Raw genomic sequence first — 24,072 nt, 5'->3', positions numbered from 1 at the left:
CGGACGGCGATCACAGCCATCCCGCCAGCGACGTGAGGAACGCGTCGAAGCCGTCCCGGTGGATGGCGTGCGTCGCACCCGGCACCGTCCGCACCTCGAAGCCCCGCCGGACCAGGTCCGTCCGCATCTCCCCGCTCACCAGCGAACTCGGTTCCGCCGCCTGGACGAGCGAGGGGACCAGGGGCTTCTCGGGGGTGTGGTCGACCGTCCGGTACGCGGAGAGGGCGAGCGCCGAGCGCTCGTCCCAGGCGCGCAGCGCCGCCACCTCCGCCGCGACCCGCCTCTCCCCCCAGTCCGGCCGCAGACCCCTGATCAGCAGCCGGGGCGCCCGTTTGAACAGGGCGAACGACGCCGGGTCGAGGGTGCCGTGCGGGCCGCCGAGCCGCCACGCGGGCTCGGAGTAGACGGCACGCACCGGCTGGAGCTCCTCCACCGCCAGCGCCAGGGCCAGCGCCCCCAGCGAGTGGCCCAGCGCCAGTTCGGGGCGGCGGGGCAGCGTCTCCAGCAGATCCTCCGCGAACAGGTGCGGGGCGTACGTGCCCCGGCCGCTGGCGCCGTGGCCGCGCAGATCGACGGCGACGACGCGGTAGCCGCGGCACGTCAGGGCCGGCACCAGCTCCCGCCAGGTGCGGTGATCGGACATCAGGCCGTGGACGAGGACGGCGAGGCGGTCGCCCGAGCCCCACTCCCGGGTGTGCAGTCGCATGCGGCCCACCTCAGCGGGCCGGACCGGCGGACGCCAGTTCCGCCACGGCCGCGGCCGATTCCGGCAGCGCCCACAGCCGCTCCGCGAACCCCGCCGTGCCCAGCCCCCGCCCGTACCGGACGATCCGCCGCGTGACCGCCTCCAGCACCTGGAGCCGGTACGGCCACAGCGCCTCCTGCTTCGTCAGCGCCGCCTCCTCCGAGCCGGGCACCACCACCGGGCGCAGACCTGCGGGCAGCCGGCCGGCCGCGGCCCGGGCGTCCGCGAAGAGCGAGTACGGCATGTCCTCGTAGAACGCGACCCGCCCCGGCTCCAGCTCGCCCCGGACGAGCAGTTCCATGGCCGCCCGCCGGGTCAGGACGTGATCGACATGACCGCCCACGCCGAGCGGCACGAGGACGAGGTCCGCGCCGGACACCTCGGCCGCCAGATCCGCCGTGACCCGGCCGAACAGCTCCGGCTCGCCGGCCGCGGCCGCGTCCTCGGCGTCCGGCTCCAGGAAGAAGCCCTCCCGCCAGGCCGCCCGGTCGGCGGCGTCGGTGTGGCCGAGCACGGTCAGGCCCACGCCGAGCACACCGCACGCCACCCGCTCCTCCGCCAGCAGCAGCCGCGAGGAGAGCGCGGGACGGCTCTGGTAGTAGGGGCGGCGGGTCCAGGTCTCGTGCGAGAAGACGTCCACCACCCGGCCGCCGCACCGGGCGAGCAGCCCGCCCAGGGCCAGTTGGGCGTCGTCCGGGTGCGGCGAGAGCACGACCGGCGCCCGGGACGGCGCCGTACGCGGCGGCGGCGCCCCGACCACCAGGCCCGCCGCGTGCCAGCGGCCGATCAACTCCCGCTGCGGGGACGGCCAGCAGCGGTACGGCCGGGTGCCGTCGCAGGCCTCCCACACCTCGGCCGCTTCCGGCGGCAGCAGGTCGCGGGCGACCGGCTCGCCGAGGAAGCGCGCCTCGGGACCGTCGAACTCGGCGTGCGGCAGCCGTACCGGCCGGTCGTCCGCCGTGAGTGCTCTCGGCGTCCGCCGCACGAGCGGGCCGGGTGAGGGGCGCTCGGACATGCGCAGGAGTGTAGGGCAAGGGGCAATCATGGAACGATGGGACGAGCACGTGACAGAGCTGTGATCGGCACGCGATGGAAGGCTCGAACAGCATGTACGTACTCGCCCGGGGACTTGCCGCGACGGAGACCGAGAACCTGAGGGAGGCCTGCGAACGCACCGCGCTCCCGCTCAGGCCCGTCCCCGACGGGGACGATGTCGCCGAGCACGTCGCCGCCGACCTCCTCGTGGCCTTCGTGGCCGCCGCCGACGACGGCATCGCCCCCCTCGACCTGCGCGACCTCACCCACGGCGGCGCCTACGCGGTCCTCGTGCAGCGGGCGCCGACCGCGCGGACGACACTGGCGGCGGTGCGCTCCGGCGCCGGCTTCGTCATGGCCGCGCCGCTCGACGTGGACCGGCTGGTGCCGTTCCTGACCTACCTGCGCGACGTCGCCGCTCCCGCCGCGGCCCAGGTCCTCGACCTGGACGAGGCCGACGTGCTGGCCACGCCCTCCGGCTCCGTGCGGCTGTCCGAGGCCGAGGCGCGTGCGCTGCGCGCGCTCGCCGACCGCCGGGCCACCATCGTCGGACGGCCCGACCTGATGCGGCTGACCGGCGAGGACCCGCGGGACGTCGTCGAATCCCTGCGCGCCCGGTTCCGGGAGGTCGGCTCGGGTGCCCAGATCCTCAAGGTGCCCCACATGGGCTTCCGGCTCGTCGGGGAAGTGCGGCTGAAGGCGACCGCGTGACGGACGCGGCGGCCCCCGAGGCCGCGCCGGGACGCACGGTCGACGTCTGGTGGGCCCGCCCGGACGACGCGTCCCCCCGCCTCGCCGCCCTGCTCGACCCCGTGGAGCGCGGCCGGTACGACGCGACCGCCGACCCCGTCAACGCGGCGCACTTCCTGGTGGGGTGCGCCCTGAGCCGCGTCGTCCTCGGTGAACTGCTCGGCCTGGCGCCCGCCGAGGTGCCGCTGCGGCGGGTGTGCCCCCGCTGCGGCGGACCGCACGGCAAGGTCACGCTCGCCACCGCCACCGCCACCGCCACCGCCACCGCCACCGCCACCGCCACGGCCACCACCACGGCCACCGACGTCCGCTTCAACGTCTCGCACAGCGGCGACGTCGTCGGGCTCGCCGTCTGCCGCGGCGCCGACGTCGGCCTCGACGTCGAGGACGCGGCCACCGCCGCCGACGTGGACAAGGTGGCACCCCGCGCCCTCACCGGCACCGAACTCGCCGCCCTGCGCGCCCGCCCGCCCGCCGAACGGCCCGCCGCGTTCCTGCGCTACTGGACGCGCAAGGAGTCCGTCCTCAAGGCACTCGGCGTCGGGCTGCGCGTGCCGCTGCGACGGCTCGAAGTGACCGATCCCGCGCTGCCGCCCGCCGTAGTGAGCCTGCCGGAACAGATCACCACCTGCCGGGAACTGCGCATGGCCGATACGGTGGTCGACATGACGCACCCCGCGTCCGTCTCGGTGGCAGGCACTACGGAGGTGACCCTCGTCCAGCACCGGGCGTCGGCGATCCTCGGGGCATGGCGGTGACCGGACCACACCGCAACCCCGCACATCCGCCGCCGACTTGATTCGACGTGTTGCGCACAACGGGGAAAGGCAGAGCCAGATGTCGGACGTCGTGCTGTTGACTCCGCGGGAGATCACCACCGGGGCGACCAGCCTCAACAACCAGAACGTGACCGTCACCGACGAGGAGTACGTCCAACTCGACCCCGCGCTGCGGATCTTCTACGAGAAGGTCCGGGAGAACCTGGGGCTCGCCTGCATCACCGGCTACCTCCGCGACGCCGGATACTCCGTCACCTCGCTCAACCTGCACGGCCGCAACCCCGGCGACGAGGCGATCATCGACCTCATCCGCCGCGAGCGCCCCCGCTTCGTGGGCATCAGCATCATGTACGACCTGCACATCATCGACGCCATCCGGCTCATCCGGTGCGCCCGCGCCGCCGACCCGGACGTGTTCATCGCGATCGGCGGCGCGTTCTGCACGTACAACGCCAAGCTCATCGCGGAGCGGGTGCCCGAGGCCGACTGCGTCACCTTCGGCGAGGGCGAGCTGACCGTCGTCGGGATCATGGACCGGCTGACCTCGGGGACCGACTGGCGTCAGACGCCCGGACTGTTCTACCGGGACGGCGACCGGGTGCGCGGCAGCGGCATGCCCGTCCTGCCCGACCTCGGCAACCTCGTCTGGCCCGCCCGTGACGTGCTGGAGTACCACCGCGCGGCCGGTATCGCGACACCCGTGGCGTCCACGTTCACCAGCCGCGGCTGCCACGCCAAGTGCACCTTCTGCTACGCGCCCCGCCAGCCCGGAGTGGTCGACGGGTTCTGGCGGATGCGGCCCCCCGCGGACGTCGTCGACGAGATCGAGTACCTCCAGCGGGAGTTCGGCACCCGCTTCATCTGGTTCAACGACGACAACTTCGGCGGCGCCTTCGGCGACGGCTTCGCGCACGCCGTCGAGTTCGCCGAGACCGTCCTGCGGCGCGGCCTGAAGTTCCAGTTCCACTGCGAGTTCCGCGTCGACTCCGGGCTGATCGACCACGAGGCCCTCGACCTGCTGCACCGCGCCGGACTCTCCTCCGCCCTGCTCGGCATCGAGTCCGGCTCGCCCGGCATGCTGCGCCGGTTCAAGAAGGGCACCACCGTCGCGTACAACCTGGACGCGGCCCGCATGTTCAAACGCAAGGGCCTCGGCCTCGACCCGGGCTGGATCATGATCGAGCCGAAGACCTCGGTGGCCGAGCTCTGGGAGAACCTGGAGTTCATCGTCGCCGCCCGCATCCACGAGGCCGACAACCCGTTCTTCCTCATCAACCGCGCCATCGCGCTGCGCGGCACCGAGATGTACGACAAGATCGAGGAACCGCTGCCGCTGGCCGACATCGACGGCCTGGAGGGCGACGCCTATGAGATCCTGCGCACCGCCCGCCGCGACTACCGGGTGCCGGACCCGCGCGTCGAGGCGCTCTGGGCCGCCTGGAGCGAGGTCGGCGAGGAGATCAGCGACCGCAAGGAGAACGTCCTGCCGTTCGTCGCGCAGAAGATCGCCCTGGGCGCCCGCCGGCTGCGCGGCACCGAGCACAACCCGCGCGCCCTGCTCAGCAGACTGCGCGCCTGGCGCAACGGCCTGCCGGAGCTGTTCCTCGCGTTCATGAACTACGGCCTCGTCCTCGCCGAGAGCGGCCCGCCCGACCTCGCCGCCCGGCTCACCGCCGACCTGCGGGACCTGGTCGCCGACTACGACGCCGAGCACCTCGGCGAGTCCTTCGACGACTTCGGCGAGCGGGTGGAGCGCATGTGCGGCGCCGAGGCCCTGGCGGCGGCGGGAGCGGGCCGATGACCCTGCGGTACGGAGTGGTCGGGTGCGGCCGCGTCTTCCAGCGCTACCACCTGCCCGTCGTCACGGAACACCCGGACCACACGCTCGTCGCCGCCTGCGACACCGACGCCGACAGCGCCCGCACGGTGCTCGGCGCGGCGGCGGAGGGCGTGCTGGTCACCACCAGCCTGGAGGAGTTCCTCACCGTCGGGCGGCCGGACGTGGTGGCGGTGTGCACGCCGAACGACGCGCACACCGAGCCCGTCCTGGCCGCGCTCGCGGCCGGCGCCCACGTCCTGTGCGAGAAGCCGCTGGCCGCCGACGTCGCCGAGGCCCGCCTGCTGGCGCGGGCGCCGGGCGCCGCCGACCGGCTCGCGGTCAACCTGCCCTACCGCTTCCACGAACTGGTCCCCGCGTTCCGCAAGGCGCTGCCCGACGGGCCCTGCGAGATCACGCTGACCTTCACCACCGCCGGTCAGCGCCTGTGGCGGCCGGTGACGAACTGGTACGGCGACGCGGCCCGGGCCGGCGGCGGTGCGCTGGTCGACCTCGGGGCGCACGCCCTGGACCTGATGATCACCGTCTTCGGCACGCCCCGCCCGGCCGGCTGCCGCGTCGACGCGGCGGGCGTGGAGGAGCGGGTCGTCGCCGACCTGGAGTTCCCGGCCGGACCGGGCCGGCTGCGCATCGACCGCCGCAGCCGGGTCATGGGCCTGACCCTCGAGGCCACGGCGGCGAACGGCGAGAGCGCCGTGCTCGACCTGCGCCGCGGCGAGGTCCGCGGCCGCGACGGCACGGTCGTCGCCGAGGACCGCCGGCCCGAGCTGGCGGCGATCCGCGGCTTCCTCGACACGGTCGCCGGCCGGGTGACCGGCCGGACGGTGGCCCCGGCGCAGGCGCTTCAGGTGCAGGAGATCGTCTCCGCCCTGTACGCCCGCGCCGAGACCGATCAGGGGCTGACGCTCTGAACCGTGTCCGGGCGGGACGCGGGAGCGGCGGAGAGGACCGGCCGGAACCTCTCCTTCAGCTCCCGCAGCCGGGCCCGTGACCGCTCGCCCGAGTACAGGTGCGTCGCGCCGATCTCCTCCTCGGAGATCCGGTCGAGGAAGTACAGGTTGATGACGTCGGACGGCGTGGCGCACGTCTTGCAGAAGCCGAACCGCGGCCGGTCGTGCATGAACAGGTCGTAGTGCTGGTGGCTGCCGTACTGGTCGAGCAGCAGGGTGCGGTTCTCCGCCAGGTTGCCCATCGGCTTGACCCAGGCGTGCGGGCAGGCCGAGACGTCGCCCTGGCCGAAGAGCTGCGCCATGGTCGCGGTGACGAAGCAGCCGAGCGTGCGGACGTTCGTCTGCAGCTGCCCGGCCATGTGCTCGACGTAGGCGCGCGGCGGCAGGACGCCGGCGAACTCGTCGTAGCGCTCCACGAGCGGCATCAGGTGGTCGCCGGGCGGCGGGCCCATCCGCTCGGCGGTCTCGCCCCGCACCGGGAAGAAGTACAGGGTCGTGCTGCCGTCGACCCGGTCGCGCAGGTACTCGGCGAACTCCAGCTGCCCGGCGTAGTTGGCGTCGGTGAGCACCGACTGGATGTCGAGGCGCAGGCCCGCCTCGGCCGCCGCGTGCAGGGCGCGCATGATGACGTCGTGCAGCCGGGCCTGTTTCGGGGGGAGCCGGTGCCGGTTCAGTTCGAGTGTGTGTCCGTCGAGGGAAATGTTCAGCTGCACGTTTCCCAGCGCGGCCAGTGCCTCGATGCGCCGTTCGTTGAGGAAGACGCCGTTGGTGATGACCTGGACGGTCTCGTAGCGGCGGCTCGCCTCCTCGACGAACTCGGTGGAGCCTTTCAGCCAGAAGAACTCCCCGCCGGACAGCCGGAGAATGGGGGCGTCGACGTGCGCGTGATACAGATCGAGTATCTCGTGCCAGTCCTGCCGGCGGTCGGTGGTCAGCCGCAGCCGGGCGTCGGGCACGTTCATGAGGAGGTTGTACTCCTCGGTGAGGCAGTAGGAGCACCGCATTTGGCAAAGCTGTTCCTCGATGACCATGTCGTTCATCAGGAACGGGAGCCGGCCGCCCTCGGCCGCCGAGGCGGTGAGGGCGGCACGAAACTTTTCCTTAAGGCGCATGAAAGTCCCCGTATTCGGCCGTCGGCTTCCTGCGGGCACCCTAACGGCTCGTCAAGTCCCCGGCCAGAGCGCATGTTGTTGTCCCACGATCGTGAAACTCCCTGCGTGCAACGAAAATTGAGGAAACCACTCTCTTGGGGGGTGACCATGATCAGTACCTGTGCGCTAGCATGCCCGTCGGTGAAGGCCGGACAGCCACGGGGGCACTGAAGGCATGAGCGCAATCCGTTCACGGGCGGAGGGCGGCGGGGGCGCGGAAACCGGCCTCAGCCGCGTCGACGTCACCACGAGGGACCATGACTACGCCGTCCATGTCGGCCCCGGCGCCCGACGGCTGCTGCCCGCCGTGCTGGAGGAACTCGGTGTCGGCCGCGTCGCCGTCGTCACCGCCGTCCGGGAACCACGGCTCCCCGACCCCGGCGTGCCGTTCACGGTCGTCCCGGCCGCCGACGGGGAGCACCACAAGACGCTGGCCACGGTCGAGACGTACTGCCGGGCGTTCGTCGCGGCCGGGCTCACCCGGGCCGACGCGGTCGTCGCCTGCGGCGGCGGGACCACCACGGACACCGTCGGACTGGCCGCCGCCCTCTACCACCGCGGGATCAAGGTCGTGCACCTGCCGACCACGCTGCTCGCGCAGGTCGACGCCAGTGTCGGCGGGAAGACCGCCGTCAACCTCCCCGAGGGCAAGAACCTCGTCGGCGCCTACTGGCAGCCGAGCGCGGTGCTGTGCGACACCGACTTCCTGCACGGCCTGCCCCGGCGCGAACTCCTCAGCGGCTACGGCGAGATCGCCCGCTGCGCCTTCATCGGCGCCGGAGACCTGCGCGGCCTCGGCCTGCGGGAGCAGATCGTGGCGAGCGTCCGGCTCAAGGCGTCCGTCGTCGCGCGGGACGAACGCGACCAGGGCGTCCGGCACCTCCTCAACTACGGGCACACCCTCGCCCACGCCGTCGAGCGGGCCACCGGCTACACCTGGCGGCACGGCGAGGCGGTGGCCGCCGGAACCGTGTTCGCGGGACTGCTCGCGGGCCGGCTCGGGCGGATCGGCACCGACCGGGTGACCCTGCACCGGGAGATGGTCGAGAGCTTCGGCCTGCCCACCTGGCGGCCCGCGGACGTCCCCGTGCCGGCCCTGGTGGAACTCATGCGGCGGGACAAGAAGGGACGGGACACCGACACCGGGCTCACCTTCGTCCTCGACGGGCCGGACGGCGCGGAACTGGTCACCGGTGTCGACGAGCGGCTGGTCGCCTCCGTCCTGGCGGACCTGCCCACGGGCCCCGTCCCCGCCGCCGCCTGAGGAGCGCCATGACCGACCCCCGGCCCGCCGTGTCCGGCACCACCCGCCTCTACGTCGTCCTGGGCGACCCGGTGGCCCAGGTGCGCGCCCCCGGCCTGCTCAACGACCTGTTCGCCCGCACCGCGACGGACGCCGTGCTCGTCCCCGTCCACGTCGGCCCCGACGGCCTCGACGAGGTGATGCGCGGACTGCGCCGCACCCGCAACCTCGACGGCATCCTCGTCACCGTCCCGCACAAGATCGCCGTGTGCCGGTACGCCGACGAGCTGGGACCGGCCGCCGAGCTCGCGGGCAGCGCCAACGCCCTGCGCCGCAACGCGGACGGCACCTGGCGGGCCGACAACTTCGACGGCGCGGGCTTCGTCCACGGGCTGCGCGGACACGGCCACGACCCCGCCGGGAAGCGGGTCGCCCTGTTCGGCGCCGGGGGAGCCGGGCGGGCCCTCGCCGCGGCCCTGCTCACCTCCGGCGCGGCACGGCTGCTGGTGTTCGAACCCGACCCGGGGCGCTGTACGGACCTCCTCGACCGGCTCGAGGCGCACCGGCCGGGCTGGGCGCGGGCGGGCACCGACGGCGACCTCGCGACCGCCGGCCTCGCGGTGAACGCCACCCCGCTCGGCATGCGCCCCGACGACCCCCTGCCGTTCGACCCCGCCCGCCTGCGCGCGGACTGCACGGTCGCCGACATCGTGATGAAACCCGCCGAGACCGCCCTGCTCCGGGCCGCCGCGGACAGCGGCCGGCCCATCGTGCCGGGCCGCTCCATGCTGGACAGCCAGGTCCTGCTCTACCAGGAGTTCTTCGGACTGCCGGGCGGAGAGGGGCACCGAGGAAACGGGAGGTTGGAGCGGTGATCGACCACGCCCGGGCCGTGGCCCTCGCACAGCGGGCCCTGGTCCACCTGGAGGCCGGCACGACCGATCAGGCCGACGACGTGATGCGGGTCCCCGTCGAGGAGTACCTCGACCCCGAGCGCTGGCGGCGCGAGCTCGACACCGTGTTCCGGCGCGTCCCGCTCGCCCTCGCGCTCTCCGCCGAACTGCCCGCCCCCGGCACCTACAAGGCCCTCGACGCGCTGGGCACCCCGGTCCTCCTCAGCCGCGGCCGGGACGGCATCGTACGGGCCTTCCTCAACGTCTGCCGCCACCGCGGCGCCCAGCTCTGCCCCGTCGGCACCGGCACCCGCCACCGCTTCCGCTGCCCGTACCACGCCTGGGTCTACGACGACCACGGCTCCCTCGTCGCCGTCCACAAGCCCGGCACCTTCGGCGACGTCGACACCGACGCCCTGGGGCTGCGGCCGCTGCCCGCCGCCGAGGCGTACGGGTTCGTGTGGGTCTCCCTCACCCCCAACCGGCCGATCGACCTCGACTCCTGGCTCGGCGACTACGCGCGGGAACTGGAACGGCTCGAACTCGACCAGTGGCACGTGTACGAGCAACGGGAACTGGACGGCCCCGGCTGGAAGGTCGCCTACGATGGTTATCTGGAGAGCTACCACATCCAGGCGCTGCACCGGACGACGTTCGCCCCGACCTCGACCTCCAACCTGATGGTGGTGGACGCCTTCGGCCCGCACCAGCGGATCCTGTACCCCGCCAAGTCGATCCGGACCCTGCGTGACCTGCCGGTCGAGGAGTGGGACCCCGCCCCGCACTGCGGCACCGTCTACACCGTCTTCCCCAATGTGTCGGTCGCCGGCACCTGGGAGGGCCACGGGGTCGTCTCCCGGATCATGCCCGGACCCACCCCCGACCGCAGCCGCACCGTGCAGACCATCGTGACCCGCGTCCCGCCGGTCACCGACGAGGACAAGAAGTACACGGCGGAGTTCAGCGAACTCGTGGAACGCGGTGTGCTCGAAGAGGACTACCGCACCGGATTCGACGTACAGGCGGCCTTGTCCTCGGGGGCGAATACGCACTTCGTCTTCGGTCGCAACGAGATCGCGCTGCAACATCAGCGGAGATGGCTCGAACGCCTGCTTGCGGAAGCCAAGTAACGTGTCAAGTCGCCTTTCTGATGGACATTCAGCATGGACAGCCATGGTTCCCGCCCACTAGATTGTCACCCGACCGATCGAATGAAAGGCTGCGTGTGAACCGCGACGAAGTGCTTCAGGAGATACACCAAATCGCCAAGGAGTTCGCCGCCTCCAGTGGTCGTACGGTGAATGAGAACAGCAGCAACTTCCTCGAGGCATACGGCTTCACTTCACTGGACGCACTGGAGTTCCTGCTCCTTCTCGAAGAACGCTTCGGCGTCACGTTCGAGGACGAGGATCTGACCGAGGACACCCTGACGTCCGAGGACCGCCTCGCCGACTACGTCGTCGAGCGTCTCGGCTGAGTCCCGGGAGAGCACCGGAAATGACGCCGCCGAAGCTGACGGAAGTGGCGGACGGGATCTCCGTGCACGCCGTCAGCGCGCTCGACGCGCGCTTTCTGTACGGGGAGATATTCCAGGGCGGCACCTATGCGGGCATTTCCCTGCCCGACGATCCGTTCGTCGTCGACGTCGGGGCGAACATCGGGCTGTTCACGCTCTTCGTGAAGCAGCGGCGCCCCCGGGCGCGCGTACTGGCCTTCGAGCCGCTGCCCGAACTCGTCGCCGCCCTGCGCGCCAACGCGGCCCGCTTCGGCCTGGACGGCGTCGAGGCGCACGACGTCGCCCTCGGCGCCGAGGCGTCCGACGGCGTATCCTTCCGCTACTACCCGCTGCTGCCCAGCAGTTCGACGCGGTACCCGCAGGACCAGGGACAGCTGAAGGAGCTGCTCGGCCGGAGCTTCCCGCCGCGGGTCGTGGAGCGGATGTTCCAGGGGCGGCAGACGACCGTCCGCGTCGACCGCCTCTCCCGGTACCTCGGCACCGAGCGTCCCGTCGACCTGCTGAAGATCGACGCGGTGGGCTCCGAGCTGGACATCCTGCGGGGGATCGACGAGCGGCAGCTCCCCCTGGTGCGCACCGTCGTCATCGACGCCCAGGACGTGCGCGGCCGGGTCGCCGAACTCTGCGCGTACCTGACGCGGATGGGGCTGGACCCGACCGTGCACACACCTCCGGCGGCGGCCGGCGACGACGGACTGAACTGCCTGATCCACGCCGTGCGCCCGTGACCACGGCACACGCGCAGAGCTCGAAGAGGGGAAATCAGGGGATGCTGACGCTCGGCCTCGGCGGCTCCAACCACGACTTCGCGGCCTGTCTCGTCTCCGACGGCACCATCGCCGCCGGCATCGAGGAGGAACGGGTCCGCCGGGTCAAGTACTCGGTCGGGGTCAACTCGCTGTTCAACCAGTCCTGGCGGTACTGCCTCGACATGGCCGGGGCGCGCCTCGCCGACGTCGACGTCGTCGTCGCCGACGACACCCTGCTGGCCCCCGCCTGGTTCCCGTTCCGCAAGCGCATCCACCTGATAAAGCACCACATGGCGCACGCGGCCAGCACCTTCTTCCCCTCGCCCTTCGAGCGGGCCGCCATCCTCGTCGTCGACGGCGCGGGCAGCCTCATCGACGACCGGGGCGTGGAGACCCTCACCACCGCCGTCGGCGACGGCACCACCATCACCGAGCTGACCAAGGTGCTCGGCACCAACTGGTCCACCGACGGCCTCAGCGCCCTGCGCGTCTACCAGGCCGGCGACAGCGACCATTCCCTCGGCTACCTGTACAAGGCGGTCAGCCGGGCCATCGGCTTCGTGCTCTACGAGGACGAGTACGAGGGCCGGCACTGGTACCTGTCCGAGGACGGCAAGACCATGGGCCTCGCCCCCTACGGAACCCCCCGCTATCGCAAGAAGTTCGCCGAGTACCTCACGCTCCTGCCCGACGGCCGCTACGAACTGCACCTGAAGAACGGCGGCCTCCTCGACTTCATCGAACACGCACTCGACGGCTACGAGGGCGACGAGCGCTTCGCCCGCGCCGCCGACCTCGCCTGGGCGGCCCAGGACACCCTGGAGAAGACCCTCCTGCACGTCGCCCGGCGGCTGCACGCCGACACCGGCCTGACCGACCTGTGCCTGGCCGGCGGCGTCGCGCTGAACTGCGTGGCCAACGGACGGCTGCTGCGCGAGACGCCGTTCGAGAACGTCTTCGTCCAGCCCGCCGCGGGCGACGGCGGCTGCGCCGTCGGCACCGCCTACTGGGGCTACCACGTCATCGCCGGGCAGCCCCGCAAGGAGCCCGCCCGCACCGCCCAGCGCCACGCCTACCTCGGCCGCACCTACGACGACAGCGAGGTACGGGCCGCCCTCGACGCCTCCGGCCTGCCCTACCGCAAGGTCGCCGAGCCCGCCCGCACCGCCGCCGCACTGCTCGCCGACGGCAAACTGCTGGGCTGGTTCACCGGCGGCTCCGAGTTCGGGCCGCGGGCGCTCGGCCACCGCAGCATCCTCGCCGACCCGCGGCACGCCGAGACGAAGGACGTCATCAACGCCCGGGTCAAGCACCGCGAGGCGTTCAGGCCGTTCGCCCCGGCGGTGCTGCGCGAGCACGCCGCCGACTGGTTCGACCTCGACATCGAGTCGCCGTACATGCTCATCGTGGCGCCGGTGCGGCCCGAGAAGCAGGCGCACGTGCCGGCGATCGTGCACGTCGACGGCACGGCGCGGGTGCAGACCGTGACGGCCGCCGACAACGGCGCCTACCACGAGCTCATCGCGCACTTCCACCGGCTGACCGGAGTGCCGGTGGTGCTGAACACGTCGTTCAACGACAACGGCCAGCCGATCGTCGAGACCCCCGGGCAGGCCCTGGAGTTCTACGCCTCCAGCCGGCTGGACCTGCTGGTCATCGAGGACTACGTGGTCGGGCACTCCGCCGACGACCTGGACGCGTTGCCGCCGGCCGGCGACCGCGCCACCGACTGAGAGGGACGCACAGTGGTTCTGGCACTCGACGGCGGGACTCCGGTCCGCCGCCACGACTTCCCGGCCTGGCCGTACCACGACGACGCCGAACGCGAGGCGCTCGTCCGCGCCGTCGACCAGGGGCAGTGGTGGCGGGTCGGCGGCAGCGAGGTCACCTCGTTCGAGGCGGAGTTCGGCGCGTACCACGGCGGCACCGCGCTCGCCGTCACCAACGGCACGCACGCCCTGGAACTCGGCCTGGAACTGCTCGGCCTGGAACCGGGCGACGAGGTGATCGTCCCCGCGTTCACCTTCATCTCCACCTCCATCGCCGTGCAGCGCGCCGGCGGCGTCCCGGTCCCGGTGGACGTCGACCCCGAGACGTACTGCCTCGACCCGGCCGCGCTGGAGGCCGCGCGCACCGAGCGGACCCGGGTGGTCATCCCCGTGCACATGGCCGGGCACATCGCCGACATGGACGCCATCGGCGCCTGGGCGGACCGGCACGGCGTCGTCGTCTTCCAGGACGCGGCGCACGCCCACGGCGCCGTCCGCTCCGGGCGGCGCGTCGGCGACTTCGGCACGCTCGCCGCGTTCAGCTTCCAGAACGGCAAGCTGATGACGGCGGGCGAGGGCGGCGCGCTGCTGCTGCCGTCGGCGGACCGGTTCGACGAGGCGTTCGCCCGGCACAGTTGCGGCCGGCCGATCGGCGACACGCGCTACGAGCACCGCAGCCCGTCCTCCAACTACCGCATGACCGAGTTCGCCGGCGCGGTGCTGCGCGTCCAGCTCGGCCGGCTCGCGGAGCAGAACGAGCGCCGGGAGAGCCGCTGGAAGACCCTGTCGGCCGCGCTGCGCGAGATACCCGGCGTGCTCCCGCAGGGCCGCGACCCGCGCTGCGACCTCAACCCGCACTACATGGCCATGGCCGCCCTCGACCCCGAGGTCCACGCCGACGTCGACCGCGACCACCTGGTGCGGGCCCTGGTCGCCGAGGGCATCCCCGCCTTCGTCGACTACCCGCCCGTCTACCGCACCGAGGCCCACGCCGCCCTGATCGGCAACGGCCTGCCCGGCGTCGCGGAGCTCGCCGAGCGCAACCCGGTCAGCGAGCACCTCGGCGCCCGGGGCTTCTGGCTGCACCACCGGGTGCTGCTCGGCACCGACGCCGACTGCGCCGACGTCGCCGAGGCACTGGCCAAGGTGCTGTCCGCGCCGGCGGGGAAGAAGCGTCCCGCTTGATGAGGGTCGCCGTCGTGGGACTGGGCTGGGTGGCCCGCGAGGTGTGGCTGCCCCGGCTGGTCAAGCACCCCGCGTTCGAGGTCGTCGCCGCGGTGGAACCGCGGCCCGAGGCCGTCGAGCGGGCCGGGGAGCTGATCGCCGGGGCCCGGCTGTGCGGCGGACCCGGGGAGATCGGGCGCGACGACGCCGACCTGGTCTTCGTCCTCACCCCGAACCACACCCACGGCGCCCTCGCGAGCGGCTTCCTGCGCCGGGGCCTCGACGTCTTCCTGGAAAAGCCCACCGGCACCACACCGGGCCAGCTGCGGCTGCTGGAGGACGCGGCCCGCGAGGGCGGCGGCCGGCTGCTGCTGTCCACCGCCGCCCGCCACCGCGCCGACGTCGGGGAACTGGCCCGCGTCGTCGCCACCGGGGCGCTCGGCACACCCCGGCTCGCCGAACTGAGCTGGGTGCGTTCCCGGGGCATCCCCGGCAGCGACTGGTTCGCCCGCCGCGAGAGCGCCGGCGGCGGCGTCCTGGTCGACCTGGGCTGGCACCTCGTCGACGTCCTGCACCACCTGTGGGGCGCCTCCGCCGTGCGCGGCGCCACCGCCCTCGCCTCCAGCGACTTCCTCACCCGCGAGGGCTGGGGCGCCGAGTGGCACGCCGGCGCCGCCGCCCGCCCGACGGCCGACGTCGAGGACCAGCTGACCGCCCTGGTGGCCACCGAACGCTACGGCCTGCACCTGCGGTGCGCCTGGGCGTCGTACGAGACCGTCGACGTCACCCGGCTGGTGCTGCACGGCACCGAGGGCACCGCCGAGCTGACCACCACCTTCGGCTTCAGCACCCGCCGGGTGACCGAACCGGCCCTGACCCTGCGGGACAAGGACGGGGAGCGGCGCGTACCGCTGCCCCCGGCCGGCATCGGGGACGAGTACGACCTGCACCTGGACGCGCTGCGGGACGAGGCGGCGCGCGCCGACGCCACGGAGCGCGCCCTGCGGGAGGCCCGCGACGCCCTGGCCGTCGTCGGCACCTGCTACCGCGCCACGGCTGCCCTCTAGACAGCACCGGAGACGAATGCCATGACCACATCCCTGTCCGAGCCCACCGCCCTGCGCTACGAACCGCTGCGCGGACTGGCCCTGTGGGGCGAGGAGGAGAAGGCGGCCGCGCTGGAGGTGCTGGAGAGCCGCTCCCTCTTCCGCTACTACGGGCCCGCCCTCCAGCGTCGCGTCGACACCTTCGAGGAACGTTTCGCCGCCCTCCACCACGCGCCCCACGCGGTGGGCGTGTCCTCCGGCACCGCCGCCCTGACCTGCGCCCTCATCGGTATGGGGATCCCCGAGGGCGGCGAGGTGATCGTGCCGTCCGCCACCTTCATCGGCTGCGTCAACGCCGTCGTCGCCGCGCGCGGCGTCCCGGTCTTCGCCGACATCGACGAGTCGCTCACCCTGGACCCGACGGCCTGGGAGGAACTCGTCACCGAGCGGACCTTCGCCGTCATGCCGGTCCACCTCAACAACGCCGCCGCCGACCTGGACCCGATCCTCGACGTCGCCGCGCGGCACGGCCTGCGGGTGCTGGAGGACGCCGCCCAGGCCTGCGGAGTGAGCTACCGGGGGCGGCCCGTCGGGGCGATCGGGGACGCGGGGGCGTTCAGCTTCCAGCTGGAGAAGAACATCACCGCGGGCGAGGGCGGCGCCGTCGTCACCCGTGACGCGGACGTCCACGACCGCGTCGTGCGCTACCAGGACCAGGGCGGGCAGTTCACCACCTCCCGCGGCGGGGACCGCGGCGGCACGGCGGGCGAGGCCTTCCTCGGCGCCAACCTGCGGATGACCGAGATCGCGGGCGCCGTCCTCTCCGTCCAGCTGGAGCGGCTCACGCCGATGCTGCGGCGGCTGCGCGACACCGCCCGCACCGTCCGCGCCGAACTCGCCGACCTGGACCTGGAATGGCGGCGGCTGCCGGACGAGGAGGGCAGCGGCGGCGACCTCACCCTGCTGCTGGCCGACCGGATGGCCGCCCGCCGCTTCGTCACCAAGCTCACCGCGGCGGGCATCCCCGCCGGCACCCTCTACCAGGGCCGCCTGGTCCACCAGAACCCCGCCGTCCGGGCCGGCCGCACCGCCTGGGGCACTGCCTGGGACGCCCTCGGCCGGCTCCGCGCCAGCGAGGCGATCCTCGGCCGGTCGGTCACCGTCGGGCTCGGCGCGACCATGACCGACGACGACGTCGCCCACCTGGTGAGCAGCCTGCGGACGGCCGCCGGGGGAGCGACCGGTGAGTGAGGTTCCGGTGGAGCGGGGGGCGGGGGGCGGTCCGGTGGAGCGGGGGGTGGAAGGCGTTTCGGTGGAGCGGCCGGTGGGTGGCCTGCCGTCGCAGGGGCCGGTGGGCGAACCGTCGTCGCAGGGGCCGGTGGGTGGCCTGCCGTCGCGGCGGCCGGTGGGTGGCCTGCCGTCGCAGGGGCCGGTGGGCGAACCGCCGCTGCGGGCCGTCGTCCTGGACCTCGACGGCGTCCTCATCGACAGCATCCACGTGATGCGCCGGGCCTTCCAGCGCGCGTACGCCCTCACCGTCGGCGACGGCGAGGCGCCCTTCGAGGAGTACCTCGCCCACCTGGGCCGGCACATGCCCGACACGCTTCGGATCATGGGCCTGCCCGTCACGATGTACGAGCCGTTCGTCATCGAGAGCCGCAAGCTCGTGCACGAGATCGAGCCCTGCCCCGGCGCCGCCGGGCTGCTCACCGGCCTGCGCGAGGCCGGCCTCTCGCTCGCCGTCGCCACCGGCAAGACCCACGGGCGGGCCGTCGAGGCGCTCTCCGCCACCGGACTGCTCGACCTGGTGGACGCGGTCTGCGGCAGCGACGAGGTCGCGCACGGCAAACCCGCCCCGGACATCGTCCTGCTCGCCCTCGACAAGATCGGCGCCGCCGCCGAGAGCGCCGTCATGGTCGGCGACTCCGCCCTCGACCTGCGGGCCGGCCGCGCCGCCGGCACCCGAACCGCCGCCTGCCTGTGGGGCCAGGGCGACCGCGAGGAACTCCTCGCCCACCGGCCCGACCTCGTCGCCGCGTCCTGCGCCGAACTCGCCGTCCTCCTGCACCACCGTGAAGGGACCCCCGCGTGACCACCGCCCCGACCTCCCGTGACGTCCTGCTGCTCAACGGACCCAACCTGGGCACCCTGGGCACCCGCGAACCCGGGATCTACGGCACCACCACCCTCGCCGAGGTGGAGGAGGCGGTCGCCGCCAGGCTGGCCGCCGCCGGGTACGGGCTGCGCAGCGAACAGCACGACGGCGAGGGCGAGGTGATCCGCGCCCTGCACAAGCACCGCGACACCGTCGCCGCGATCGTCAACCCCGGCGCGCTGATGATCGCCGGCTGGAGCCTGCGCGACGCCCTCGCCGACTACCCGGCGCCCTGGGCGGAGGTGCACATCTCCAACGTCTGGGCCCGCGAGTCCTTCCGGCACAACTCCGTCATCTCCCCGCTCGCCGTCGGCGTCATCGCCGGCTTCGGCACCCACGGGTACGAGCTGGCGGCGGACGCGCTGCTGCGGCGGCTGGCGGAGGCGGGCGGCGATGAGCGCTGAGCGGTCACAACCGCGGACACGTGATCCGCGTACATGTGATCTGCGGACACGTGATCCGCGGACACGTGATCCGCGGACACGTGATCCGCGGACACGTGATCTGCGGACACGTGGTCTGTGGGAGGCGTTCTCCCGGCCGGGCCTCGATCCGGACGCGCCCGCGCTGGGCGAGCTGACCCGGCGGGAAGCCGTCGCCCGGGTGGAGGAGCTGGCGGAGCGGCTGCGCGCGGCGGGCGTACGCCCGGGCGAGCCCGTCGGCCTGCACGGCCCCAACCAGCCGGAGTGGGTCGTCGGACTCCTCGCCCTGACCGCGGCCGGAGCGTGCCCGCTGCTGCTGCCGGCCGACGCGCCTCCGGCGGAGGTACGACGGCTGTCCCGGGCCGTCGGGGCGGCACGGCGGCTGCTGACGGACGGGGGGACACGGATCGAGGAGGGCGGGGACGCGGGGGGCGGTCCGGTGGGCGGAGACGGCCTGGGCGGACACGCCTGTCATGAGCCTGGCACCCTCCTCCTGGCGTCCTCCGGCTCGACCGGTGCGCCGAAAGCGGTGCCCCGCACCCCGGGTTCGGTGATCGACGAGGGCGTCCGCTACCACCGCGCCGGCCTGGCCCTGCCCGACGACTCCGTGCTGCTGCCGCTGCCGTTGAGCCACGCCTACGCGCTCGGCTGGCTGGCCGGTGTGCTGGTCGCCGGGGCGCACGCCGACCCCGTGCCGCCCCGCGCCGTCGGCGCCGTGCACGCCCGGCTGCGGCAGGGGGCGACCGTCCTGGTCACCGTGCCCGGCCTGGCCCGCGTCCTGGCCCGGCGCCGGGCGCTCGCCGAGGACGCGCCCTATCCGGCCCTGCGCCGCGTGATGGCCGGCGCGGGCTATGTGGACGCCGAACTGGACGCCCTGTGGACCCGCGCCCTCGGCATCGGCGTCTCCCGCAACTTCGGCTCCAGCGAGACGGGCGCCGTGCTGTGGGGCGACCCCGGGCTGCCCTCGGGAGCCGTGGGCCACCCGATGCCCGGAGTCCGCGTCGACCTGCTGGGACCAGACGGCGAGCCGCTGCCGGGCCCGGGCCAGGGAGAGCTGGCGGTCGTCCTGGAGGACGGCTCGACCCACCGTATGCACGACCTCGCCGAGCGCGATGCGCACGGCGTCCACCGCATCCTGGGCCGGGCCCGCCGCGGAGTGGTGCGCCGGGGGGCGCGCTGGGTGTCCACCCTGGAGGTCGAGTCGGTGCTGCGCGCCGCCCCGGGGGTCGCCGACGTCTCGGTCACGGCGACCGGTCCGGACGACTCCGACGACCAGGGCCTCACCGTCGAGTACGTGCCCGCCGACGCCGGCCTCGCCGCGCCGGAGCGCCTCCAGGCGTACGCCCGCGCCGAACTGGCCGCCTACAAGGTCCCGGACGCCTTCCTGCCGCGGTACCGGCTGCGCCGCTCCGCCGTGGGCAAGGCGCAGGCGGCTCCCGTGTACCGCCTCGCCCGGCCCGCCGGCGACACCGCCGAGCGGGTCCTCGCGGCCGCCCTCACCGACCTCGGCCTGCCGCCGCGACTGGCGACGGGTGCCACGGCCGCCGACCTGGCCCGGACGGACGGGCTGCGCGCGGAGGTGCTCGTCCTCCTGCTGGACACGGCGTGGGCGCTGGGCCTGCTGGCGACGGACGCGGGCCCCGCGGTGCCGGCCGAGGCCTGGGAACGGCCGACGCGGACCGAGACGGTTGCGACGGACGAGACGGCGGCGACCGACGAGACGGCGGCGACCGACGAGACGGCAGTGACGCACGAGACGGTGGTGACCGACGAGACCAAGGCGACGGACGAGACGGCGGCAGAGGGGACGGCGGTGACAGCCACGGCCGTGACAGCCACGGCGACGGCGGTGACGGCCAGGGAGGCCACGGCGACGGCGGTGACGGCCACGGCCACGGAGGCCACGGCGACGGCGGTGGCGGCGGCCGGGCGGATGCTCGCGGACCGGGTGCGGCACGGCGCCGCGTACCCGCCGGGCGACGGCCCCCCGCTCCCCGCCACCGCCGTGGGCGGGCCCGGCGACGAGTCCTCCGCGCGCGCCACCATCGACGACTTCCTCGCGCGTGCCGCCGTGGACGGCCCGCTGCTGGAACTGGGCGCGGGCGGCCTCCCGCCGTCCGCCGGTGCGGGGTACGGCGAGTACGGCGGGTCCGGGGGGTCCGGCGAGTACGGCGGGTCCGGCGGGTCCGGCGGGTACGGCGTGTGCGTCGTCGTCGGCGGGGTGCACGACCCCGTGCCCCGGCTCGGTGCCCTCGCGGCGCTGCTGAAGCCCAAGGGCCTGCTGGTGCTGGCCGACGCCTTCGTGGCCGACGCGCGGGTCCTGCCCGACGGGGCGAGCCGCGCGGCGGCCGTCCGATGGCTGGCCGGGGGACGCCCGTACTGGTGGACGGTGCCGGAGCTCCAGGCCGGGCTGGAGTCCGTGGGGCTGCGGGTGGAGGAGAGCCGGGCCGTGGGAGCGGGCGCCTGGTCGGTCGTGATCGCGCGGAAGCCGGCATGACCGGCGCGGTCCTCGCCGTGGACATCGGCGGCACCAAACTCGCCGTCCGCGCCCTGGCCGACGGCGTCACCGTGCACGAGCGCACCCTCCGCTGGCGCGACGACGCCGACCCGGACGCCGACCTGGACCTGCTCGGGGAGTCCGTGTCCGAGGCGGCCGGGGCGCTCGGGACCGCGCCGGTGCGGATCGGCGTGGCGGCGGCGCCCAACGTCGACGGGGACGGGCGTGTCGTCGGCTGGCCCAACCGGCCGGGCTGGACCGGACGTTCCCTGCGCGTGCCGTTCGCGCGCACCGGTGCCGAGGTGCTGTTCGGCGACGACGCGACGCTCGCCGCACTGGCCGAGGCCCACGCCACCGGCTGCCGCGACCTGGTCTACCTGGGCCTCGGCACGGGCGTCGGCGGCGGCCTGGTCTGCGGTGGACGGCTGCTGACGGGGGCGTGGGGGACGGCGGGCGAGGTCGGCCACCTGGTGGTCGACCCGGCCGGTCCGCTCTGCCGGTGCGGTCGGCGCGGCTGCCTCCAGGCCGGCGTGTCGGGCCCCGCCCTGGCCGCCCACGCCGCCGCGCTGCGCGGCCGTACCACCACGACCGCGGAGCTGGTGGCGGGCGTGGCGGACGCCGAGGACTGGGCGGAGCACACCCTCGATCACGCGGCCGACCTGACCGCCCGTGCCCTGGCCGTCCTCACGGAGCTCGTGCAGCCGGCCCGCGTCCACATCGGCGGCGGCCTCGGCTCCGCGTTCCCGGCCCTGCCGGAGCGGGTGGCGCCGCGGCTGGCCGCGACGGTACGGGCGGGGCGTCCGGTGCCGGAGGTCCGGCCCGCCGTGCACGGGGCCCACGCCTCGCTCGCCGGAGCGGCCCTGCTCGCCGCCCGGGGGGCGGCCCTGCTCGGTGAGGAGAGCGTGGCATGACCCGCCCGGTGCTCAGCGTGGTGATCCCCACCCGCGACAAGGCGGCCGGGCTGCGGCTCGTGCTGGCCTGTCTGGCCCGGCAGACGGGGACCGGCCCGTGGGAGACCGTGGTGGTCGACGACGGGTGCACCGACGGTACCCCCCAGGTCGTGGCGGACGCCGCGGGCCGGCTGCCGCTGCGGACCGTGCCCGGGCCGGAGGCGGGCCGCGCCGCGGCCCGCAACGCCGGCGCGCGGGCCGCGCGCGGGACGCTCCTGCTCTTCCTCGACGACGACATCCTGCTCCCGCCCGCCGCGCTGGCGGCCCACATCGCCGAGCACGCCCGCCCCGGGCCCGCCTGCGTCCACGGACCGCTCCGCGAGCTGCCCGGCGCCCGGCGGCTGCTGGCGTCGGCGGACGAGGCGCTCGACGACCCGTACGGGACGGCGGCCGGCGGCCGCTTCGGACGTACCGTGTCGACCGCCCTGGAGCGCCTGGTCCACGGCATGGCCGACGGCGGGCTGCCGCCCGTGTCGCCGTGGCTGACGTGCGTCGGGGCCAACACCTCCATGCCGTACGGACTGTGGGAGGCGGCCGGCGGCTACGACGAGGCGTTCGGGACCACGTGGGGCTGCGAGGACCTCGAACTCGGACTCCGGCTCTGGCGGTCGGGGGCGCGGATGCGGCTGGCGCCCGCCGCACCGGGCATCCACCTCACCCACGAACGCGCGGACCGCTGGGAGCAGCACACGGTCAACCTCACCCGCTTCACCGCCAAGCACCCGATCCCCGCCGTGCGGGCCCTGCCGGAGCTTCTCGGCCCCTCGGGCAACGCCCGGCGCTACGTCACGGCCGTCCGCTCCCTGGACGGGACCCAGGAAGAGAGCGACCGCTCATGACGCCCACCTCCGCGAGTGCGGACCCGCTGCCCCTGTACTCCCGCCAGGACTGGTGCTGGCAGTGGATGCGCAGCTACCCCGTCGACTCGGCGCCGATAGAGTCGACCGAGACGCTGCTGCTGCGGGGCCCGCTCGACGTGGGCGCGCTGCGGGACGCGCTCGCCGAGATCGAGACCCGGCACGACGCGCTGCGCCTGCGTCTGACGGCCCTGCCCGGCCCCGACCCGTCGGCCGCCTGGCCCGGCCAGACGCTCCGGCCCGACCCGGGGCGGCTGACCACCGTCCGGGTGCGGCCGGAGGAACTGACGGCGGAGGCGAAACGAATACTCGGCCGACCCCTCGACCTGACCGACCGCATGGTGCGCGCGACGCTGCTGCGGGCGGGCGAGCGGGAGCACCTCCTCGTCGTGCAACTGCACCACCTGATCTTCGACGGCTCCTGCCACCACCTCTTCCGCGAACTGCTCGCCGAGGGCTACACCCGGCGTGTCGCACCCGGCCGGAGCGCCACGCCCGGCAAGCGCCGAACCGAGCCGGAGAGCTACACCGGGCTGATCCGGCGTGAGCGGGAACCCGGGGCGCGGTCCCGGGTGCGGGAGCGGGCGGCCGCGCTCGCCGCGGAACTGCGCGCGCACGGCACCAGGGAGCCGCTGCCCGGCGACGCAGGTGCGGTCGTCGCCGACACGCGGTTCGCGTCCGTGTCCCTCGATCTGACGGCGGACCGGACGCGACGGCTGCTGCGGCGGTCGCGCGCCGAGCGGGTCACCCCGCACACGGTCCTGCTGGCGGCCCTCGCCCGGGCCGTGGCCACGGAGTACGACCGGGACCGGCTGGTGTGCTCGGTGTACACGCACGGGCGGACCTCACCGGCCGCCCACGAGACGCTCGGCCTGTTCAGCAACGTCGTGTCGGTGCCGCTGGAGACGGCCGGCGGGCCGCTGCCCGAGTACGTCCGGTCCGTCCACGAGGGCGTACGACGGGCCTCGGACACCGCCGACCTGCCGTTCACGGAGGTCGCCTCCCGCATCCTGGACCGTCCGTCGGACGGCGGTGCGTACTGCCGCAGCGCGCTGGCCCACCTGGAGCTGAGGCTGACCGGGGTGACCGGCCCGCTGCCGGTGGACCAGTACCGGTCGACGGCGCTGGCACCGGAGGTGGAGGTGATCCCGCAGATCATCACCGCCGACCACCCGGTGCCCGTCTTCAACGGCCTGGAGCGGGCGTTGGCGTGTGCCGCCACCCTCTTCACCGACGTGCGGCTGAAGGACGGATCCCTCATCGGCGAACTCTGGTTCGAGCGGGGCTATCACGACGGCGAGCGAATCGCACGTGTGGCCGAGAATTATCACGACTTCATGGGCCGGTTGTCGGACGGCGTATGAATTTCCGGGCCCCGAGGACGCCGATTGCCTCTCCCGGAGACTCCGAAAACCGGACGCCCTTTTCCAAAGACCTTGTTGACGGCGGATCATCCAGGCTGGAAGCATTTCCCTGCCACCGTTCGGTGGCAGACGGAACAGCGACGATAGGAGTCGAAATGGTCAAGGTCAACTCGGTGAGCCTCGCCCTGATCGATGTCAAG

At 73.9% G+C, this 24,072-nt stretch carries 22 protein-coding genes; 19 read left to right on the top strand and 3 right to left on the bottom strand.

What is annotated here, in order from left to right:
• Window positions 1-10: 10 nt before the first annotated feature.
• Both ACFV9M_RS04245 and ACFV9M_RS04240 read right to left on the bottom strand, forming a co-directional pair.
• Complete coding sequence (locus tag ACFV9M_RS04245) at window positions 11-706, bottom strand: alpha/beta fold hydrolase (RefSeq protein ID WP_385068102.1); 696 nt, start codon at window positions 704-706, stop codon at window positions 11-13.
• A gap of 10 nt (window positions 707-716) precedes the next feature.
• Window positions 717-1,760, bottom strand: coding sequence for a PIG-L deacetylase family protein (locus ACFV9M_RS04240; RefSeq protein WP_385068099.1), 1,044 nt, complete (start codon window positions 1,758-1,760; stop codon window positions 717-719).
• 92 nt (window positions 1,761-1,852) lie between these two features.
• On the opposite strand from ACFV9M_RS04240, the gene ACFV9M_RS04235 reads away from it, so the two are divergent.
• The 4 genes from ACFV9M_RS04235 (at window position 1,853) to ACFV9M_RS04220 (ending at window position 6,057) form a co-directional block, all read left to right on the top strand.
• Window positions 1,853-2,491, top strand: coding sequence for a hypothetical protein (locus tag ACFV9M_RS04235; RefSeq protein WP_385068096.1), 639 nt, complete (start codon window positions 1,853-1,855; stop codon window positions 2,489-2,491).
• A complete protein-coding gene (locus ACFV9M_RS04230) occupies window positions 2,488-3,288 on the top strand; it encodes a 4'-phosphopantetheinyl transferase family protein (RefSeq protein ID WP_385068093.1) in 801 nt (266 codons plus the stop codon). Before ACFV9M_RS04235 ends, ACFV9M_RS04230 begins: the two co-directional genes overlap by 4 nt.
• 79 nt (window positions 3,289-3,367) lie before the next feature.
• The gene (locus ACFV9M_RS04225; RefSeq protein ID WP_385068090.1) at window positions 3,368-5,110 is read left to right on the top strand and encodes a B12-binding domain-containing radical SAM protein; all 1,743 of its coding nucleotides are present in this window, start codon (window positions 3,368-3,370) and stop codon (window positions 5,108-5,110) included.
• Window positions 5,107-6,057 carry a Gfo/Idh/MocA family protein gene (locus ACFV9M_RS04220; protein WP_385068087.1) on the top strand — a complete coding sequence of 317 codons (951 nt, stop codon included), beginning with the start codon at window positions 5,107-5,109 and terminating at the stop codon, window positions 6,055-6,057. Before ACFV9M_RS04225 ends, ACFV9M_RS04220 begins: the two co-directional genes overlap by 4 nt.
• Here the strand turns inward: ACFV9M_RS04220 and ACFV9M_RS04215 are convergent.
• Complete coding sequence (locus ACFV9M_RS04215) at window positions 6,039-7,208, bottom strand: radical SAM protein (RefSeq protein ID WP_385068084.1); 1,170 nt, start codon at window positions 7,206-7,208, stop codon at window positions 6,039-6,041. The two genes, ACFV9M_RS04220 and ACFV9M_RS04215, sit on opposite strands and share 19 nt — an antisense overlap.
• 214 nt (window positions 7,209-7,422) lie before the next feature.
• Between ACFV9M_RS04215 and ACFV9M_RS04210 the strand changes: the two genes are divergently transcribed.
• From ACFV9M_RS04210 to ACFV9M_RS04140, 15 genes are all read left to right on the top strand, one after another.
• Entirely contained in the window at window positions 7,423-8,511 is a 1,089-nt protein-coding gene (locus ACFV9M_RS04210; protein ID WP_385068081.1) for a 3-dehydroquinate synthase family protein, read from the top strand.
• 8 nt (window positions 8,512-8,519) lie between these two features.
• Window positions 8,520-9,365 carry a shikimate dehydrogenase family protein gene (locus ACFV9M_RS04205; RefSeq protein ID WP_385068078.1) on the top strand — a complete coding sequence of 282 codons (846 nt, stop codon included), beginning with the start codon at window positions 8,520-8,522 and terminating at the stop codon, window positions 9,363-9,365.
• Window positions 9,362-10,513, top strand: coding sequence for an aromatic ring-hydroxylating dioxygenase subunit alpha (locus ACFV9M_RS04200; RefSeq protein WP_385068075.1), 1,152 nt, complete (start codon window positions 9,362-9,364; stop codon window positions 10,511-10,513). The genes ACFV9M_RS04205 and ACFV9M_RS04200 overlap by 4 nt, the downstream gene beginning before the upstream one ends.
• A gap of 95 nt (window positions 10,514-10,608) precedes the next feature.
• A complete protein-coding gene (locus ACFV9M_RS04195) occupies window positions 10,609-10,860 on the top strand; it encodes a phosphopantetheine-binding protein (RefSeq protein ID WP_020129798.1) in 252 nt (83 codons plus the stop codon).
• A gap of 20 nt (window positions 10,861-10,880) precedes the next feature.
• Window positions 10,881-11,627: an FkbM family methyltransferase gene (locus ACFV9M_RS04190; protein WP_385068072.1), complete on the top strand. Its 747-nt coding sequence runs from the start codon at window positions 10,881-10,883 to the stop codon at window positions 11,625-11,627.
• Between the two features lie 41 nt (window positions 11,628-11,668).
• Complete coding sequence (locus tag ACFV9M_RS04185) at window positions 11,669-13,381, top strand: carbamoyltransferase (protein ID WP_385068069.1); 1,713 nt, start codon at window positions 11,669-11,671, stop codon at window positions 13,379-13,381.
• A 12-nt stretch (window positions 13,382-13,393) separates the two neighbouring features.
• Window positions 13,394-14,602, top strand: a complete 1,209-nt coding sequence (locus ACFV9M_RS04180) for a DegT/DnrJ/EryC1/StrS family aminotransferase (RefSeq protein ID WP_385068067.1) — start codon at window positions 13,394-13,396, stop codon at window positions 14,600-14,602.
• Window positions 14,602-15,648, top strand: coding sequence for a Gfo/Idh/MocA family protein (locus ACFV9M_RS04175; protein ID WP_385068064.1), 1,047 nt, complete (start codon window positions 14,602-14,604; stop codon window positions 15,646-15,648). The genes ACFV9M_RS04180 and ACFV9M_RS04175 overlap by 1 nt, the downstream gene beginning before the upstream one ends.
• A 21-nt stretch (window positions 15,649-15,669) precedes the next feature.
• The gene (locus tag ACFV9M_RS04170; protein ID WP_385068061.1) at window positions 15,670-16,878 is read left to right on the top strand and encodes a DegT/DnrJ/EryC1/StrS family aminotransferase; all 1,209 of its coding nucleotides are present in this window, start codon (window positions 15,670-15,672) and stop codon (window positions 16,876-16,878) included.
• A complete protein-coding gene (locus ACFV9M_RS04165) occupies window positions 16,871-17,719 on the top strand; it encodes an HAD-IA family hydrolase (RefSeq protein WP_385102328.1) in 849 nt (282 codons plus the stop codon). Before ACFV9M_RS04170 ends, ACFV9M_RS04165 begins: the two co-directional genes overlap by 8 nt.
• Entirely contained in the window at window positions 17,716-18,186 is a 471-nt protein-coding gene (locus tag ACFV9M_RS04160) for a type II 3-dehydroquinate dehydratase (protein WP_385068055.1), read from the top strand. The genes ACFV9M_RS04165 and ACFV9M_RS04160 overlap by 4 nt, the downstream gene beginning before the upstream one ends.
• Entirely contained in the window at window positions 18,176-20,701 is a 2,526-nt protein-coding gene (locus ACFV9M_RS04155) for an AMP-binding protein (protein WP_385068053.1), read from the top strand. The genes ACFV9M_RS04160 and ACFV9M_RS04155 overlap by 11 nt, the downstream gene beginning before the upstream one ends.
• Window positions 20,698-21,612, top strand: coding sequence for an ROK family protein (locus ACFV9M_RS04150; protein WP_385068050.1), 915 nt, complete (start codon window positions 20,698-20,700; stop codon window positions 21,610-21,612). Before ACFV9M_RS04155 ends, ACFV9M_RS04150 begins: the two co-directional genes overlap by 4 nt.
• Window positions 21,609-22,490, top strand: a complete 882-nt coding sequence (locus tag ACFV9M_RS04145; RefSeq protein ID WP_385068047.1) for a glycosyltransferase family 2 protein — start codon at window positions 21,609-21,611, stop codon at window positions 22,488-22,490. The genes ACFV9M_RS04150 and ACFV9M_RS04145 overlap by 4 nt, the downstream gene beginning before the upstream one ends.
• Window positions 22,487-23,872 (top strand): condensation domain-containing protein, encoded by a 1,386-nt coding sequence (locus ACFV9M_RS04140; protein ID WP_385068045.1) that lies wholly within the window; start codon window positions 22,487-22,489, stop codon window positions 23,870-23,872. Before ACFV9M_RS04145 ends, ACFV9M_RS04140 begins: the two co-directional genes overlap by 4 nt.
• Window positions 23,873-24,072 lie beyond the last annotated feature (200 nt).

The sequence above is a fragment of the Streptomyces sp. NPDC059895 genome (genome assembly GCF_042731035.1).
GTDB lineage: Bacteria > Actinomycetota > Actinomycetes > Streptomycetales > Streptomycetaceae > Streptomyces.
This window is presented reverse-complemented; position numbering and strand designations above follow the sequence as displayed.

Coding starts and splice junctions, on each gene's coding strand:
- ACFV9M_RS04245 (WP_385068102.1), bottom strand. CDS start 706: ATGCGACTGCACACCCGGGAGTGGGGCTCGGGCGACCGCCTCGCCGTC.
- ACFV9M_RS04240 (WP_385068099.1), bottom strand. CDS start 1,760: ATGTCCGAGCGCCCCTCACCCGGCCCGCTCGTGCGGCGGACGCCGAGA.
- ACFV9M_RS04235 (WP_385068096.1), top strand. CDS start 1,853: ATGTACGTACTCGCCCGGGGACTTGCCGCGACGGAGACCGAGAACCTG.
- ACFV9M_RS04225 (WP_385068090.1), top strand. CDS start 3,368: ATGTCGGACGTCGTGCTGTTGACTCCGCGGGAGATCACCACCGGGGCG.
- ACFV9M_RS04220 (WP_385068087.1), top strand. CDS start 5,107: ATGACCCTGCGGTACGGAGTGGTCGGGTGCGGCCGCGTCTTCCAGCGC.
- ACFV9M_RS04215 (WP_385068084.1), bottom strand. CDS start 7,208: ATGCGCCTTAAGGAAAAGTTTCGTGCCGCCCTCACCGCCTCGGCGGCC.
- ACFV9M_RS04210 (WP_385068081.1), top strand. CDS start 7,423: ATGAGCGCAATCCGTTCACGGGCGGAGGGCGGCGGGGGCGCGGAAACC.
- ACFV9M_RS04205 (WP_385068078.1), top strand. CDS start 8,520: ATGACCGACCCCCGGCCCGCCGTGTCCGGCACCACCCGCCTCTACGTC.
- ACFV9M_RS04190 (WP_385068072.1), top strand. CDS start 10,881: ATGACGCCGCCGAAGCTGACGGAAGTGGCGGACGGGATCTCCGTGCAC.
- ACFV9M_RS04185 (WP_385068069.1), top strand. CDS start 11,669: ATGCTGACGCTCGGCCTCGGCGGCTCCAACCACGACTTCGCGGCCTGT.
- ACFV9M_RS04175 (WP_385068064.1), top strand. CDS start 14,602: ATGAGGGTCGCCGTCGTGGGACTGGGCTGGGTGGCCCGCGAGGTGTGG.
- ACFV9M_RS04170 (WP_385068061.1), top strand. CDS start 15,670: ATGACCACATCCCTGTCCGAGCCCACCGCCCTGCGCTACGAACCGCTG.
- ACFV9M_RS04155 (WP_385068053.1), top strand. CDS start 18,176: ATGAGCGCTGAGCGGTCACAACCGCGGACACGTGATCCGCGTACATGT.
- ACFV9M_RS04150 (WP_385068050.1), top strand. CDS start 20,698: ATGACCGGCGCGGTCCTCGCCGTGGACATCGGCGGCACCAAACTCGCC.
- ACFV9M_RS04145 (WP_385068047.1), top strand. CDS start 21,609: ATGACCCGCCCGGTGCTCAGCGTGGTGATCCCCACCCGCGACAAGGCG.
- ACFV9M_RS04140 (WP_385068045.1), top strand. CDS start 22,487: ATGACGCCCACCTCCGCGAGTGCGGACCCGCTGCCCCTGTACTCCCGC.